General features: G+C 72.2%; 14 protein-coding genes. 2 read left to right on the forward strand and 12 right to left on the reverse strand.

Annotated elements, in window-relative coordinates; translation table 11 throughout:
* Nucleotides 1–22: 22 nt before the first annotated feature.
* On the reverse strand, nt 23–1,324 hold the full coding sequence (locus ACFY6S_RS12320; protein WP_388826247.1) for a glycoside hydrolase family 10 protein: 1,302 nt from the start codon (nt 1,322–1,324) through the stop codon (nt 23–25).
* Between the two features lie 191 nt (nt 1,325–1,515).
* Between ACFY6S_RS12320 and ACFY6S_RS12325 the strand changes: the two genes are divergently transcribed.
* Nucleotides 1,516–2,382, forward strand: coding sequence for a 3-hydroxybutyryl-CoA dehydrogenase (locus tag ACFY6S_RS12325; protein ID WP_388826820.1), 867 nt, complete (start codon nt 1,516–1,518; stop codon nt 2,380–2,382).
* Nucleotides 2,383–2,402: 20 nt separating this feature from the next.
* On the opposite strand, the gene ACFY6S_RS12330 is transcribed toward ACFY6S_RS12325, so the two are convergent.
* Nucleotides 2,403–2,738 (reverse strand): hypothetical protein, encoded by a 336-nt coding sequence (locus ACFY6S_RS12330; protein ID WP_388826251.1) that lies wholly within the window; start codon nt 2,736–2,738, stop codon nt 2,403–2,405.
* A 270-nt stretch (nt 2,739–3,008) separates the two neighbouring features.
* Here ACFY6S_RS12330 and ACFY6S_RS12335 point away from each other — a divergent pair, with 270 nt between their 5' ends.
* Nucleotides 3,009–3,200: a hypothetical protein gene (locus tag ACFY6S_RS12335; protein ID WP_388826254.1), complete on the forward strand. Its 192-nt coding sequence runs from the start codon at nt 3,009–3,011 to the stop codon at nt 3,198–3,200.
* Between the two features lie 28 nt (nt 3,201–3,228).
* Here the strand turns inward: ACFY6S_RS12335 and ACFY6S_RS12340 are convergent, their stop codons facing one another.
* From ACFY6S_RS12340 to infC, 10 genes are all read right to left on the reverse strand, one after another.
* Nucleotides 3,229–3,759, reverse strand: coding sequence for an NUDIX hydrolase (locus ACFY6S_RS12340; protein WP_388826257.1), 531 nt, complete (start codon nt 3,757–3,759; stop codon nt 3,229–3,231).
* Nucleotides 3,760–3,866: 107 nt separating this feature from the next.
* Complete coding sequence (locus tag ACFY6S_RS12345) at nt 3,867–5,207, reverse strand: transcriptional regulator (protein ID WP_388826260.1); 1,341 nt, start codon at nt 5,205–5,207, stop codon at nt 3,867–3,869.
* A 272-nt stretch (nt 5,208–5,479) separates the two neighbouring features.
* Nucleotides 5,480–6,649, reverse strand: coding sequence for a PP2C family protein-serine/threonine phosphatase (locus ACFY6S_RS12350; RefSeq protein WP_388826263.1), 1,170 nt, complete (start codon nt 6,647–6,649; stop codon nt 5,480–5,482).
* Between the two features lie 409 nt (nt 6,650–7,058).
* Complete coding sequence (pheT, locus tag ACFY6S_RS12355; protein ID WP_388826266.1) at nt 7,059–9,587, reverse strand: phenylalanine--tRNA ligase subunit beta; 2,529 nt, start codon at nt 9,585–9,587, stop codon at nt 7,059–7,061.
* A complete protein-coding gene (gene pheS / locus ACFY6S_RS12360; RefSeq protein WP_388826269.1) occupies nt 9,587–10,714 on the reverse strand; it encodes a phenylalanine--tRNA ligase subunit alpha in 1,128 nt (375 codons plus the stop codon). The genes pheT and pheS overlap by 1 nt, the downstream gene beginning before the upstream one ends.
* A gap of 124 nt (nt 10,715–10,838) precedes the next feature.
* Nucleotides 10,839–12,080 (reverse strand): ATP-binding protein, encoded by a 1,242-nt coding sequence (locus tag ACFY6S_RS12365; RefSeq protein ID WP_388826273.1) that lies wholly within the window; start codon nt 12,078–12,080, stop codon nt 10,839–10,841.
* Between the two features lie 83 nt (nt 12,081–12,163).
* Nucleotides 12,164–13,003, reverse strand: coding sequence for a TrmH family RNA methyltransferase (locus tag ACFY6S_RS12370; RefSeq protein ID WP_388826823.1), 840 nt, complete (start codon nt 13,001–13,003; stop codon nt 12,164–12,166).
* A 165-nt stretch (nt 13,004–13,168) separates the two neighbouring features.
* A complete protein-coding gene (gene rplT, locus ACFY6S_RS12375) occupies nt 13,169–13,555 on the reverse strand; it encodes a 50S ribosomal protein L20 (RefSeq protein ID WP_114626556.1) in 387 nt (128 codons plus the stop codon).
* Between the two features lie 102 nt (nt 13,556–13,657).
* Nucleotides 13,658–13,852, reverse strand: a complete 195-nt coding sequence (gene rpmI, locus ACFY6S_RS12380; RefSeq protein WP_030560333.1) for a 50S ribosomal protein L35 — start codon at nt 13,850–13,852, stop codon at nt 13,658–13,660.
* Nucleotides 13,853–13,978: 126 nt separating this feature from the next.
* Entirely contained in the window at nt 13,979–14,665 is a 687-nt protein-coding gene (gene infC, locus ACFY6S_RS12385; protein ID WP_388826277.1) for a translation initiation factor IF-3, read from the reverse strand.
* Nucleotides 14,666–14,671: the final 6 nt, after the last annotated feature.

Here is a 14,671-nt window from a genome sequence, read left to right on the forward strand (position 1 = left end):
GGCGGCGCCCGCGCGGCGCCGCTCAGGGCAGCGGCCGGGCCCGCTTCCGGTAGTGGTCCGCCACCACCCGGCTCATGGCGCCGATCCGGTCGGCGCGGACCTCCTTCGCGGCGAAGTAGCAGTGCCCGCGCACCCCCGCGTACTCCCGGGCGAGCGTGAGGTGACGCGACAGCTCGGCCGGGTCCTGCCAGGCGGCGGGCTGCGCCGGGTCGCCCGCCTTGTAGAGGGCCTCACCGACGTACAGGTCGACGCCTGTGCCCCGGACCACCCCGTCCCACCAGCGCAGCAGTTTCGCGTAGTCGCAGGCCGCGTCGCCGATGCTCCAGTACAGCTGCGGGACGATGTGGTCGACCCAGCCCTTCCTGACCCACGCCCGGGTGTCGGCGTACAGGTCGTCGTACGTCTGGACGCCGCCCCTGGTGTGCGAGCCGAGGGGGTCGGTGGCGGCGTTGCGCCACACACCGAACGGGCTGATGCCGAACCGTACGTCCGGCTTGGTCTTCTTGATCCGCTCGCCCGTCTCCCTCACCAGCCGGTCGATGTTGTCCCGACGCCAGGCCGCCTTGCTGGAGAAGCCGGAGCCGTGGCGCCGGTAGGCCGCGGCGTCGTCGAAGGTCTGGCCGGCCACCGGGTACGGATAGAAGTAGTCGTCCCAGTGGACGGCGTCGACGGCGTACCGCTCGACCGCGTCGAGCATCGCCTTCTGCACGAACGCCCTGACCTCCGGCAGACCCGGGTTGTAGTAGAGCTTCCCGCCGTACGGGACGGTCCACTCCGGGTGGACCCTGGCCGGGTGCGTCGCGACGAGCCGCGCGGGGTCGGTGTGGTTGGCGACGCGGTACGGGTTGAACCAGGCGTGCAGTTCCAGACCGCGCGCGTGCGCCTCCCGTACGGCCGTGCCCAGTGGGTCCCAGCCGGGGTCCTTGCCCTGGGTGCCGGTGAGGCACTGGGCCCAGGGCTCGTGCGGCGAGGGCCACAGCGCGTCGGCGGTCGGCCGGACCTGGAGGACGACCGCGTTGAGTCCGCGCTCGACGGCGGTGTCGAGGTGCCCGAGCAGCTCGGTGCGCTGCGCGGCGGCCGTCAGCCCGGCCTTGGACGGCCAGTCTCGGTTGGCTACGGTGGCGATCCACATCCCGCGCAGCCCGGAGCGCGGCGCGCCGCTCCGCCCCGCTCCGGACCGGGCCTGCCCGACCGCGGACGCCGTGTCCCCTGCCGTCAGCAGGGTGGCGGCCATCCCCACCCCGGCGGCCACGAAGCCCCGTCTGCCGATCGGCCCGATCCCTCGGCCGCTCGGCCCCGTCCGCTGGTTACCACTGTGCTCCATGCGCCGTCCCTCGCGTGTGCGTACGGCCCGCCACCGGTCGCGGCGGTCCGGTCCACCCGTCTGGTCATGCCCGCCCCGGCCCACCGCCCACACCCCCCGGCGGAGTAACGTCCTGTCCCGGGCGGGCGCCGGAATCACCCGGGGGACCTGCCGGGACACGGACCAGCGAAAGGCACGATGTGACCGACACCCTGGGCGATATCGTCCGCGTCGGAGTGGTGGGTTGCGGCCAGATGGGCGCAGGCATCGCGGAGGTCGCCGCCCGCAGCGGCCTGGAGGTCATGGTCGCCGAGACCACCGGCGAGGCGCTGGAGATCGGCCGGACCCGGCTGCACAACTCGCTCTCCAAGGCCGCCGAGCGCGGCAAGATCACCGAGGAGGAGCGCGACGCCACCCTCGACCGGCTCAGCTTCACCACGGACCTCGGGGAGTTCGCCGACCGCGATCTCGTCATCGAGGCCGTCGTGGAGAACGAGCAGGTCAAGACGGAGATCTTCCAGGTGCTCGACCAGGTGGTGACCCGGCCGGACGCGATCCTCGCCTCCAACACCTCCTCCATCCCGCTGGTCAAGCTCGCCGTGGCGACCTCCCGCCCCGACCAGGTCATCGGGATCCACTTCTTCAATCCGGCCCCCGTGCAGAAGCTCGTCGAGCTGATCCCCGCGCTGACCACCTCCGAGGAGACGACGCTGCGCGCCGAGGCCGTCGTCCAGGGCGTGCTGGGCAAACACGCCATCCGCGCCCAGGACCGCTCGGGCTTCGTGGTGAACGCCCTGCTCATCCCGTATCTGCTGGCCGCGGTCCGGATGTACGAGTCGGGCATCGCGAGCCGGGAGGACATCGACAACGGGATGGAGATGGGCTGCGCCCACCCGATGGGCCCGCTCAAGCTCGCGGATCTGATCGGTCTGGACACCGTGGCCTCGGTCGCCGACTCGATGTACGCCGAGTACAAGGAACCGCTGTACGCCGCCTCCCCGCTGCTCCAGCGGATGGTGGACGCGGGCCGGCTCGGCCGCAAGACAGGCGCGGGCTTCTACGCGTACCCCACGGTCTGACCCGTGCGGCCAGTGCCCCCTCAGCGCCGCCCGCGCCGGCGCCGGGGGCGCTCGGACGGCGTGTACAGGCCCTGGGCGACCAGGCGTTGCTGACGGACGCGCTCCATGAACGCGGAGAGGCCGAAGGTCACCCCGATGGCCGCGCCGATCGCCACGCCGACGAGCGCCTCGGCCGGTCCGTCGACCGGCAGGACGGTCACGAGCGAGGCGACGGTGAGCGGGGCGGCGGCGACGAGCCCGGTCGCCAGCGGGTGACGTGCGACGAAAAGCTGGAACCGGGTCGGGGGTCTGTGCCCGCCGAGGAAACGGTCCGTCTTCGCAAGGCTCTCGTTCACCCTGCGTCGGGTCAGTGGCATGGAGCGAGGATATCGGTACGGAAGTGCTCGTACCGCCCCCGGCGCTACTCCTGGTAACCGCGATTCGCACGGCGTGTGCGAAGGGGGCGCGCATATGCCCTCCACACACCCTGACGCCGTGTACCCAGGGGTAGTTGACTCGGTTCCACTCAGCCGGTGACCCACCGGCACCTTGGGAGACCTTCCCCGAACAGGAGCGGTTCCGTGAACACCGACCCCGACCGGTCCGCGGTCGTCGAAGAGTACGCAGAGTTACGCAGGAGTCTCGACGTGGGTGTGGCGAGATCCGACGGCAGGATGGCATTGCTGGCGCAGCGCATCGACCAGACCGACAAGGACGTGACCGATCTGGCCGTGCGCGTCGCGGCGCTGGAACACGCCCGGTGGCCGCTGCCCGCTGTGGCGTCGCTCTGCGCGCTCGGCGCGCTCGCGACGACGGTCTGGCAGGCCGTCGGCCGCTGAGGCGCTGTGCGACCACGGTTTCAGCCGGTTACCCCAGCCGCAGGTGATGGAGCATCAGCAGCCCGGCCGTCATGTTGGCGGCCGGGATCTCGCCTCTGGCGATCATGCCGGGGATCAGTTTGAGCGGTACCCACTCCCGGCGCGAGGACTCGAAGTCGTCCTCGGGATGGCCCATGTACGTGGCCTCGTCGGACCAGTAGAGATGGTGCCGGGCGTCGCTCAGGCCGTTGGACGGCTCCACGGTGAGGAGATGCCGGAGCGGGCCCGGTCGCCACCCGGTCTCCTCCTCCATCTCCCGCGCCGCCGCTGTCTCGATGTCCTCGCCGTCCTCCACGACCCCCGCGGCCAGCTCCCAGCCCCAGCTGTCGGTGATGAAGCGATGGCGCCAGAGCATCAGCACCTCGTTGGCTGAGTTGACCGCGGTCGCCACGGCGACCGGGCGGAGCCGGATGAGGAAGTGATCCAGATGGCGGCCGTCGGGGAGTTTGACGTCCGCCAGATTGACTTGGAACCAGCGGTTCTCATAGACGGTTTGTTCACTTAGTTTCGTCCACTGCACGTTTCTGCCACCTTCCGACAAGTTGATGGCAATATCGCAGCAGTAGTACGAGCACGCGGGAACGCGCGGGCGCTCATGGAGGGGCTCACGAAGGGGCTCACGGAGACTTACAGCGGAACGCGCAGCGCCCCCTCGATCAGCTCCGCCGTCTCCTCCGCCACGGCGGAACCGCTGGCCACCAACTGCTCCCGGACGGTGCGCAACCGGTCCCGCAGCCGCTGGGACTCCATGCCCATGGCCCGCTCCGCCATCTCCGCCGCCGTCCTGGCGGCCCGGTCCGGTTCGCCCTGCCGCAGCTCGATATGGCTGAGCATCGCCAACCGGTGGACCCTGCCCCGGTCATGAGCCGGGGTGTCCACGGCGGCTGTCGCGTGTACCCGGGCGGCCGCGAGATCACCGAGACTGAGGAGTGCCTCCGCCACCTGTACGTTGACCAGCCCCGGTTGTACGTACCCGGTCTCGTCCGGCTCGCGGGCCGGCCGGATGCGCTCCGCCTCTGTCTCGGCCCGCCGGATGCAGCCCAGCGCGCCGCCGCCGTCCCCGAGATGGGCGTACGACTTGGCCTGCATCGCGTACAGGTCGGCGGCGAGCGCCGGGGTGATCTGACGGCCCGCCGTGCGCAGCGCGGCCTCGGCGAAGGCCACGGCCTGGCGGTACTCCCCCAGATACAGCGACTGGTTGACCAGCAGCACGATGACGTAGGCGCCCAGCCCCCGGTCGCCGCTGGCCTTGGCCAGCCGCAGCGCCTGGTGGAAGTAGCGCTGCGCGAGTCCGTGCGCGTCGGAGTCGTAGGCGCAGATACCGGCCACCGCCACCAGTCCCCCGGTGGCGCGGTGCAGTTGACGGCCCAGCGCGTCGGTGTACCCGCCGCGCAGCAGCGGCGCGGCCTCCGCGTTGAGGAAGCGGACGATACGGGCCCGGGTGGCGACCCCGCCCGCCCTGCGGTACATCAACTCGTAGTGCGCCCTGGCCGATCGCAGCAGTTCGATGTCGGCGGGGCCCACCCGATTGGTGCCGCTGCGCGAGACGTCGGAGTCCTCGGGCGGGTTCTCCCACTCCCAGACGGGCATGACCGCGGGCGTGCCGGTGACCGTGGGGGCGCCCACTATGTGCGGCCGTTGCTGTTCGTCGCTGCGCCACAGAGCGGTGGCCCGCTCCACGAAGCCGGAGAGCGGCGTGCCGTGCGGGACCGGCGCCTCGCCCGCCACGCCGAGCCCGATGTCGTCGAGGGTGAGCGGCCGGCGCAGCCGGTCGCCGAGCACCGCGCAGATCAGGTCCGGCACCTGGCCGCGCGGCCGCTGGCCCTTCAGCCACCGTGATACGGCGGTGTGTTCGTACCGCAGCGCGAGTCCCCTGCTACGGCCCGCCTGGTTGACCCGGGCGGCGAGACCGGCATGGGAGATGCCCGCCTCGTCAAGCAGGGAATCGAGCAGAGAATTGGGCTGCATGTGCCCCTCCGGTGGCTCGGCCGAACCAGAGTAGTGGAACGGGAAACGCACGGGGTGTGAACGTAATGCCCGGTTCCGCGACCTGCGCACCCTGCCGCGGACCCTCCCGGGACGATTGACTGAATCGCCACCTGAAAAAGGCGGCCGGGCCGTCGGCTCCCCCCTCGTACAGTGCGACGGCCCGCACCCCGCACCGTCCGCTCTGCCGGAACCTGCCCGACGCTCTGCCGGCAGGGCGGACGGGACCACGTGTCCGGCCCTCTCCCCCGCCGTCACCGCCCCCGCCCGTTGTGGCGAGGGCGGTGGGAGGGGGCCGGGCGGGTGGGCAGCACCGGCTCGCCGGACTGCGGGGGCACGCGTTCGCGGTCGTCCGTGGCGGGACGGTCGTTGCGCAGGACCAGGAGTGCCATGTCGTCGGTGACCCGGCCGCCGGTGTGGCGCAGCAGCGCGGAGTGGAGCTGGCGCACCATGGCGGCGGGCGGCAACGGCGGTCCGGAAGCGGCGCGTTCGAGCGCTTCGGGCAGACCGAAGAAGCGCCCGGCGGAGTCGCGGGCGTCCTCGGCGCCGTCGGTGTGCAGGACGAGCGTCTCGCCGGGCAGCAGCCGGCCGCAGCGGTACGGCGGCAGGCTGGCGGGCAGCGGCATGGTCCCCAGCGGGGGCAGCGGCTCGCCCGCGGCGAGCCGGGCCACCCCTCTGCCGAGCCGATAGGGCCACGGATGGCCGCAGTTGAGCGCCCGCACCTCGGCGTCGGCGCCGATCTCCAGGAGCAGCAGGGTGACGAACTCCTCCGCCGACAGGGACTCCTGCTCGGCGGCGCCGGCCCCCGCGCGGCCGGGGGACGCCCGCCCGCGCCCCAACTGGTCGCGCAGCTGGCGCTGGTGGGCCCGGTCGAGACGGCGCAGGACGCCGTCGAGCCCGGCCTCGTCGTACGCGGCCTCCCGGAAGCTGCCGAGGACCGCGGCGACCATGCCGATGGCGGGCAGCCCGTGGCCGCGCACATCGCCGATGACGACGCGGACGCCGTGCGCGGTGGCCACGGCCTCGTACAGGTCGCCGCCGACCTCGGCGCCCCGGGAGGCGGAGATCTGGCGGGCGGCGAGCGTCAGCCCGTCCAGCCGGTGGGGCAGCGGGCGGATCAGCGTCTCCTGGGCGGCGCGGGCCACGGCCCGGACCTCGCCCAGCTCGCGCGCCGCCCGGCGCCGTACCCGGATCAGGAGGTAGACCATCACCAGGACGAACGCCACACAGGTCACCACGCGTGCGGAGAAGTTCTCCCGGGTGGTGGTCGGGCGGGTCAGCTCCCAGGTGACGACGAGCGCGAGCAGCCCGCCGGGCACCGCGCACTCGACGAAGCCCCAGGAGGCGGACGCCTCTTCCAGCTCGTCGCGTTCGTCGGCGGACGGGCCGCGGGACGCGTCGTCCCGCGGAGTGGTCCGGTTCATCCGCCGGACCCCCTCGGCAGGTGTCCGGCCGTGCACCCCTTCCGCGGGGACCACGCCGGGCTCGGGAGCCCCCGTACCGCGCTCGAGGCACGCTGCCGAGATCCCGCTGTTGTCGGTCGCCATGACCCGGCCACGACTCCCTCCTCCACCTCGCGGTGCGCCGCACCGGACCCGCTCGCCGTTCGGCCTGATCCGCAACGCAAGACCCTGAGCCGCTCGGCGTACGTCGACCGTCGTGGCCGGATCGATTGTGTCGATCACTGGCGCCCGTTGGCGAACCACGCCCGGCATCCTCACTCGAACGAGTGAGGGGCGCGTCCAGGGAATCAGGACGCGCCCCTCACGGGCCGGTTCTCGGTCGAACAACGCACCGAACGGCCAGGTCGGACGGTACGGGGTGCGCGGGCGGTCAGGCGCCCCGCAGCACCGCCCCGGTCCGCTCGGCGGCCAGGGCCACCGCCGCGTCGCGCGCGGCCGTCGCCTCGTCGACGGTCAGCGTGCGGTCCGGCGCGCGGAACCGCAGGGCGTAGGCGAGGGACTTGCGGCCCGCGCCGATCTGCTCACCGGCGAAGACGTCGAACAGCCGCAGCGACTCCAGGAGTTCCCCCGCACCCTCGCGCAGCGCCCGCTCCACCTCGGCGGCCGGCACCTCGGCCGGGACGACCAGCGCCACGTCCTGGGTGGCGACCGGGTAGGTGGAGATCCTCGGCGCCCGGGGCACGCCGGCGGACGCCCGCTCCAGGAGGTCGAGGTCGATCTCCATGGCGCAGGTGCGCTCCGGCAGGCCGAGCGCCTTGACCACCCGGGGGTGCAGCTCCCCGGCGTGGCCGACCGGCGTCTCCTCGCCGTCGATCGGGGCGAACAGCGCCGCGCAGCGGCCGGGGTGCCACGGCTCGTACCGGCCCGCCCGGACGGTCAGTTCGACGCCGGCCTCACGGGCGACGGTACGGGCCGCCTCGACGGCGTCCGCCCACACCGAGGGCGTGCCCCTGCCCCACCAGCCGGCCTGCTCGCGCGCACCGGCCAGCACGACGGCCGCGTGGCGCGGCTGGCGCGGCAGCGCGGTGTCGAGCGCGGCCACCTCCTCGTCGGTCGGGCGCCGGTCGACGGGCAGCCGGACCGGCACGGTGTCGGCGCCGGTGGGCCGGAAGACCAGGCCGGTCTCGAAGAGCGCCAGATCGTGCGAGCCACGGCCGTCGTTGCGGCGCAGCGCGGTGATCAGGCCCGGCAGCAGCGTGGTGCGCAGCGCGGGCTCCTCGTCGGACAGCGGGTTGACGAGCGTGACCGTACGGCGGCGTTCGTCGTCGGCGGGCAGCCCGAAGGCGTCGAGGACGGCGGTGCCGGTGAACGGGTAGTTCAGCGCCTCGACATAGCCGGCGCCGGCCAGCGCGCGGCCGACCCTGCGGTGCAGCCGCTGGCGCTCGGTGAGGCCGCGTCCCGAGGGCGGGGTGGGCAGCGTGGAGGGCAGGTTCTCGTACCCCTCCAGCCGGATGACCTCTTCGGCGAGGTCGTTGGGCGCGCCGAGGTCGGGACGCCAGGACGGCACGGTGACGACCAGCTCGTCCTGCCCGTACACGTCGCAGCCGATCTGCTGGAGCCGGCGCACGACGGTCTCGCGGCCGTAGGCGACGCCGGCGACGCGGTCGGGGTGGTCGGCGGGCATGGCGATGGTGTGCGGCGCGGACGGCGCGAAGATCTCGGTGACCCCGGCCTCGGCCGAGCCGCCGGCGAGGAGCACCAGCAGGTCGACGGTGCGCTGCGCGGCGGCGGCCGTGGCCTGCGGGTCGGTGCCGCGCTCGAAGCGCTTGGACGCTTCGGAGGGCAGCTTGTGGCGGCGGGCGGTCCTGGCGATGGAGATCGCGTCGAAGTGCGCGGCCTCGATGACCACCTCGGTGGTGCCCTGCGCCTCGCCGGTCTCCGGGTGGGCCGTGGTGTCGGCGATCTCGGTGTGGGCGCCGCCCATGACGCCGGCGAGGCCGATCGGCCCCCGGTCGTCGGTGATGACCAGGTCCTGGGCGTCCAGGACGCGGGCGACGCCGTCGAGCGTGGTGATCTTCTCGCCCGGCTGGGCACGGCGGACGCCGATCGGCCCTTCGAGGCGGGCGCGGTCGTAGGCGTGCAGGGGCTGGCCCAGCTCCAGCATCACGTAGTTGGTGATGTCGACGGCGAGCGAGATCGGGCGCATCCCGGCCTTCTGAAGCCTGCGGCGCAGCCAGACGGGGCTGCGGGCCTCCAGGTCGAGACCGGTGACCGTGCGGGCGGTGAAGCGGTCGCAGCCCCTGGGGTCGGCGATCTTCACGGGGTGGCCGTACGCGTTCGGCGCGGGTACGTCGAGCAGCGCGGGGTCGCGCAGCGGCAGCCCGTAGGCGATGGCGGTCTCGCGTGCGACGCCGCGCATCGACAGGCAGTAGCCGCGGTCGGGGGTGACCGCGATGTCGAGGACCTCGTCGACCAGCTCCAGCAGGGCGATGGCGTCGGTGCCGGCCTCGTGCTCGGGCGGCAGCACGATGATGCCGCCGGTGCCGTCGTCGCCCATGCCCAGCTCGTCGCCGGAGCAGATCATGCCGTGCGAGGTCCTGCCGTACGTCTTGCGCGCGGAGATCGCGAAGTCGCCGGGGAGGACGGCGCCGGGCAGGACCACGACGACCTTGTCGCCGACGGCGAAGTTGCGCGCGCCGCAGACGATCTCCTGCGGCTCGCCGGTGCCGTTGGCGGTGCCGACGTCGACGGTGCAGAAGCGGATGGGCTTCTTGAAGCCCTCCAGCTCCTCGATGGTGAGGACCTTGCCGACGACGAGGGGGCCCTTGAGGCCGGCGCCGAGCTGCTCGACGGTCTCGACCTCCAGACCCGCGGAGACGAGTTTGGCCTGTACGTCACGGCCGGTCTCCGTCTCCGGCAGGTCGACGTACTCCCGCAGCCAGGAAAGCGGGACGCGCATCAGATCTCCATCCCGAACGGCCGGGTGAACCGGACGTCACCCTCGACCATGTCTCGCATGTCTTCGACGTTGTGGCGGAACATAAGCATCCGTTCGATGCCGAACCCGAAGGCGAAGCCGCTGTACTTCTTGGGGTCGACGCCGCAGGCGGTGAGCACCTTGGGGTTGACCATGCCGCAGCCGCCCAGCTCGATCCAGCCCTCGCTGCCGCAGGTGCGGCAGGGCCGGTCGGGGTTGCCGACGGAGGCGCCGCGGCAGACGTAGCAGACCATGTCCATCTCGGCGGACGGCTCGGTGAACGGGAAGAAGTTGGGCCGGAGCCTGGTCTTCATGTCCGTGCCGAAGAGGGCCTGGACCATGTGGTCCAGGGTGCCCTTGAGGTCGGCCATGGTGAGGCCCTCGTCCACGGCGAGCAGCTCGATCTGGTGGAAGACCGGGGTGTGCGTGGCGTCCAGCTCGTCGGTGCGGTAGACCCGCCCCGGGCAGACGATGTAGACGGGCGGTTCGCGGTCGAGCAGGGCCCGCGCCTGGACGGGCGAGGTGTGCGTGCGCAGCACCACGCCGGACTCGTCGTCCTTGGTGCCCTCCGGGCCCTGGACGAAGAAGGTGTCCTGCATCTGGCGCGCGGGGTGGTCGGGGACGAAGTTCAGCGCGTCGAAGTTGAACCACTCCACCTCGGCCTCGGGCCCTTCGGCGACCTCGTAGCCCATGGCCACGAAGACGTCGGCGACCCGCTCCATGAAGGTGGTCAGCGGGTGCCGGGCGCCGGCCGGGACGCGGTCGTACGGCAGTGTGACGTCCACCGCCTCCTCGACCAGGACCCGGGCGTCGCGCTCGGCCTCCAGCTCGCTCTGACGGGCGGCGAGGGCCTTGTTGACGGCGCCGCGCGACTGGCCCACGCGCTTGCCCGCCTCGGCCTTGGCCTGGGGCGGCAGCGCGCCGATCTCGCGGTTGGCGAGGGCGAGCGGCGACGTGCCTCCGGTGTGCGCGGTCTTCGCGTGGGCGAGCGCGTCGAGATCGCCGGCGGCGGCGAAGGCGGCGAGCGCCTCGTCCCGCATGCGCTCGATCTCTTCCGGTTTCAGTGCCTCGACCTCGACCGGGTCGTACGACTTGTTGGGTGCGGACATCTCTTCCCGTACTTCCGATTGGCTGGCGAAACGACCCTGCTCGATCACTGGGGGCGCGGAGGTGCCAAAGGTCGAGTCTAAAGGTCGTACGAAGGTGAGGGAGCCCGTGGGCGGTCCGGACCGGTCAGGACAGATGGGCCGGAGTGCCGACGGGCAGGATAAATCGGAACTCGGCGCCGCCGCCGGGTCCCCGGCCGACGGTGATCGTTCCGCCGTGGGCCGCGACGATGCCCTTGACGATGTACAGGCCGAGCCCGGTCCCGCCGCGCTTGCTGCCCCGCCAGAAGCGGGTGAAGACGCGGCTCATCGACTCCTCGGGAATGCCGGGCCCCTCGTCGCACACGGTGACGGCCGTCCCTTTCTCCGTACGGGCCGCGTGCTGGATCTCCGCGGCCGACACCTCGATGGTGACGGTTCCCTCGCCGTGGCGCACCGCGTTTTCCAGCAGGTTGCCGAGCACTTGGTCGATCTTGTCGGGATCGGCCCACAGATCGGGCAGCGGTTGCTGGATCCGGACGAGGAAGCGGTCCGGGGACTGCCCGGAGGCGGTGTGCGACTGCACGTGGCGGGCGACGGCCGTGCCGACGTCGACGGGCTGGCGGCGCAGCTCCAGTCGTCCGGAGTCGATGCGGGAGATGTCCAGCAGCTCCGCGATCAGCCGGGTGACCCGGTTGGCGTCGGCGTCGACGGTCTCCAGCATCAGCCGCTTCTGGTCGTCGGTGAAGCGCTCCCATTTGGCGAGCAGGGTGGCCGTGAACCCTTTGACGGAGGTGAGCGGGGAGCGCAGCTCGTGGGCGACGGTGGCGATCAGCTCCGCGTGGCTGAGTTCGGTACGGCGGCGGGCCTCGGTTCCGCGCACACAGACGACCAGCCGGTGGACGGGCCCGGTGGGGTAGGCGCGGACATAGCGCGCGGAGACGAGCACCTCGCGGCCGCCGGGCAGCAGGAGATTGCGCTCGGGCTGGCCGATCCGGGTCGCGAGGCCGCCGTACGGATCGGTCAGGGTCCACCAGCGGCGCCCCTTCAGGTCCTCCAGCGGCAGGGCGCGCTCCAGTGGGCGGCCGAGGGCATCGGAGCGGGGTATGGCGGTGATTCGGGCGGCGGCGGCGTTGAAGCAGACGACCCGGCCGGTCTCGTCGGCGACGATCAGCCCGTCGGGCAGGTCGTCGGGGTCGATCCCGGGGAAGCCGTCGGGCCGGTCGGCCCCCGGAGCGCTCCCGGCGTGACCGTCGCGGGCCTCGTCCGCGTCGTCCGCGCCGGGCGGGGAGTCCCTCGGGCCGGTCGTCCCGGGCGTTCCCGCGCCGGTCCCGGGCGCGGGAGGTAAACCTGCCCGGACAGCGGCGGATCCGCTCGCACCGACGGTCATGCCCGCACCCCACCTCTTCCGCGTAGCTCAGTGGGTCCCCGAAAGCGCAACAGTACTAGCTGTGGGTGACGGAGCGGACCCCCTCAGCACGTACCGCGGACCCGTTGGGCCCGTGCCGAGGCGTAGAGACATACGGCGGCGGCGGTCGCGAGGTTCAGACTCTCGGCCTTTCCGTGGATCGGCACCCGTACGACGGCGTCGGCGAGGGCCCGGGTCTCGGCGGGCAGCCCCCACGCCTCGTTGCCGAAGACCCAGGCGGTGGGCGAGCCCATGGTGCCCGCGTCCAGCTCGTCGTCCAGGTCCCGTTCGCCCGCGCCGTCGGCGGCGAGAATCCGCACGCCGGCGTCCTTGAGCCCCTGGACGGCGTGCTCGACGGGGACGCCGACGGCGACCGGCAGGTGGAACAGCGAGCCGGCCGAGGCCCGTACCGACTTCGGGTTGTACAGGTCGACCGAGGCGTCGGTGAGGACGACGGCGTCGGCGCCGGCCGCGTCCGCGCAGCGCAGTACGGTACCGGCGTTCCCGGGGTCGCGGACGTTGGCGAGGACCGCGACGAGCCGGGGCCGGGCCCGCAGGATGTCCTCGAACGGCGCGTCGAGGAAGCGGCAGACGCCGAGCAGCCCCTGGGGGGTGACGGTCTGGGACACGTCGGCGAGCACCGTGTCGGGCGCGAAGTGGACCCGGGCGCCGGTGGCCCGCGCGGCCTCGACGATGCCGGCGTACCGCTCGGCCGCCTCGGTGGTGGTGAACAGCTCGGTCAGCGTGGGCTGGCCGCCGTCCGCGCGGTGGGCCACCGCCTCACGTACGGCCTGCGGCCCCTCGGCGATGAACAGGCGTTCCTTGCCGCGGAAGGCCCGCTTGGCGAGCCGCCGCGCGGCCGTGACGCGCGGGGAGCGCGGGGAGATCAGCTCGGGGGTGCCCATCGTGCCCATCGGCGGCGGTTCTCACTTCTCGTCCGGGGAGGTCTGGCGGTCGGCAGGTCTGCGGATCAGGAGGGACAGGGGTGCGGGGGTACGGGGAGGGAACGCGCCGGACCCGCAGGCGTGATGCCTGCGGGTCCGGAGGAAGAGCACACGCTGCCTGACGGATCAGGCGGCGGCCTTCGGAGCGTTGACGTCGCTCGGGAGGGCCTTCTGGGCGACCTCGACCAGCGCGGCGAACGCGTTGGCGTCGTTGACGGCCAGCTCGGCGAGGATCTTGCGGTCGACCTCGACGTTGGCGGCCTTCAGACCCTGGATGAAGCGGTTGTAGGTGATGCCGTTGGCGCGGGCGGCGGCGTTGATCCGCTGGATCCACAGCTGACGGAAGTCGCCCTTGCGCTTCTTGCGGTCGTTGTAGTTGTAGACGAGGGAGTGGGTGACCTGCTCCTTCGCCTTCCGGTACAGGCGCGAGCGCTGGCCGCGGTAACCGCTGGCCGCCTCGAGGATTGCCCGGCGCTTCTTGTGGGCGTTGACTGCCCGCTTGACGCGTGCCACGTGTTGACTCCTTGTAGCGGGACCGTGGGGGTACTCACACGGTCCGGAAAACGAATGGGTCCCGGTCCTGCGCCGCGCCCCCGGTCACCGGGGGCCGCGACGTCACTTGCCGAGAAGCTTCTTGATCTTCTTGGCGTCGCCCGGGGCCATTTCGGCGTTGCCGGTGAGGCGACGCGTCAGCCGCGACGACTTGTGCTCAAGCAGGTGGCGCTTGCCGGCCCGCTCCCGCAGCACCTTGCCGGAGCCGGTGATCTTGAAGCGCTTGCTGGCACCGCTGTGCGTCTTGTTCTTCGGCATGGCGCCGTTCTCTCCTCGTCGGTGGCGCGTCCAGCCGGTCGGATTCGACCGGCGCGCGGGCGCGTCAGATCTCTGGTGTGTGGTTCCGGGCGGGGCCGGGGGTCGCCTGGGTGGCGACCCCGCGGATCACGCGTCGGAGGATGCCTCGGCGGGAGCTTCGGCGACAGCTTCGGCCTGGGCCTCGCCCGTCGCGTCCGCCGACTCCTCGGTCCCGTGGCCCTGACGCTCGGCCTTGCGGGCGGCCTGCGCCTCGCGGGCCTCGGCCATGGCCTCGGTCTTCTTCTTGTGCGGGCCCAGAACCATGATCATGTTCCGGCCGTCCTGCTTCGGGTTGGACTCGATGAAGCCGAGTTCCTCCACGTCCGAGGCAAGCCGCTGGAGCAGTCGGAAGCCCAGCTCGGGACGGGACTGCTCACGACCGCGGAACATGATCGTGATCTTGACCTTGTCCCCCTGCTTGAGGAACCGGACGACGTGACCCTTCTTGGTGTCATAGTCGTGCGGGTCGATCTTCGGCCGGAGCTTCATTTCCTTGATGACCGTGTGCGCCTGGTTCTTGCGCGCTTCACGAGCCTTCATGGCCGACTCGTACTTGAACTTCCCGTAGTCCATGAGCTTGCACACGGGCGGACGGGCTGTCGCCGCGACCTCGACCAGGTCCAGGTCGTACTCCTGTGCGAGCTCCAGGGCCTTGGCGAGCGGCACAATGCCCACCTGCTCACCACTGGGACCGACAAGTCGCACTTCGGGAACGCGAATCCGGTCGTTGATGCGGGGCTCGGCGCTGATGGATCCTCCTCGGTAGCACCACACGACTGT

Source organism: Streptomyces sp. NPDC012835, assembly GCF_042900885.1.
Taxonomy (GTDB): domain Bacteria; phylum Actinomycetota; class Actinomycetes; order Streptomycetales; family Streptomycetaceae; genus Streptomyces.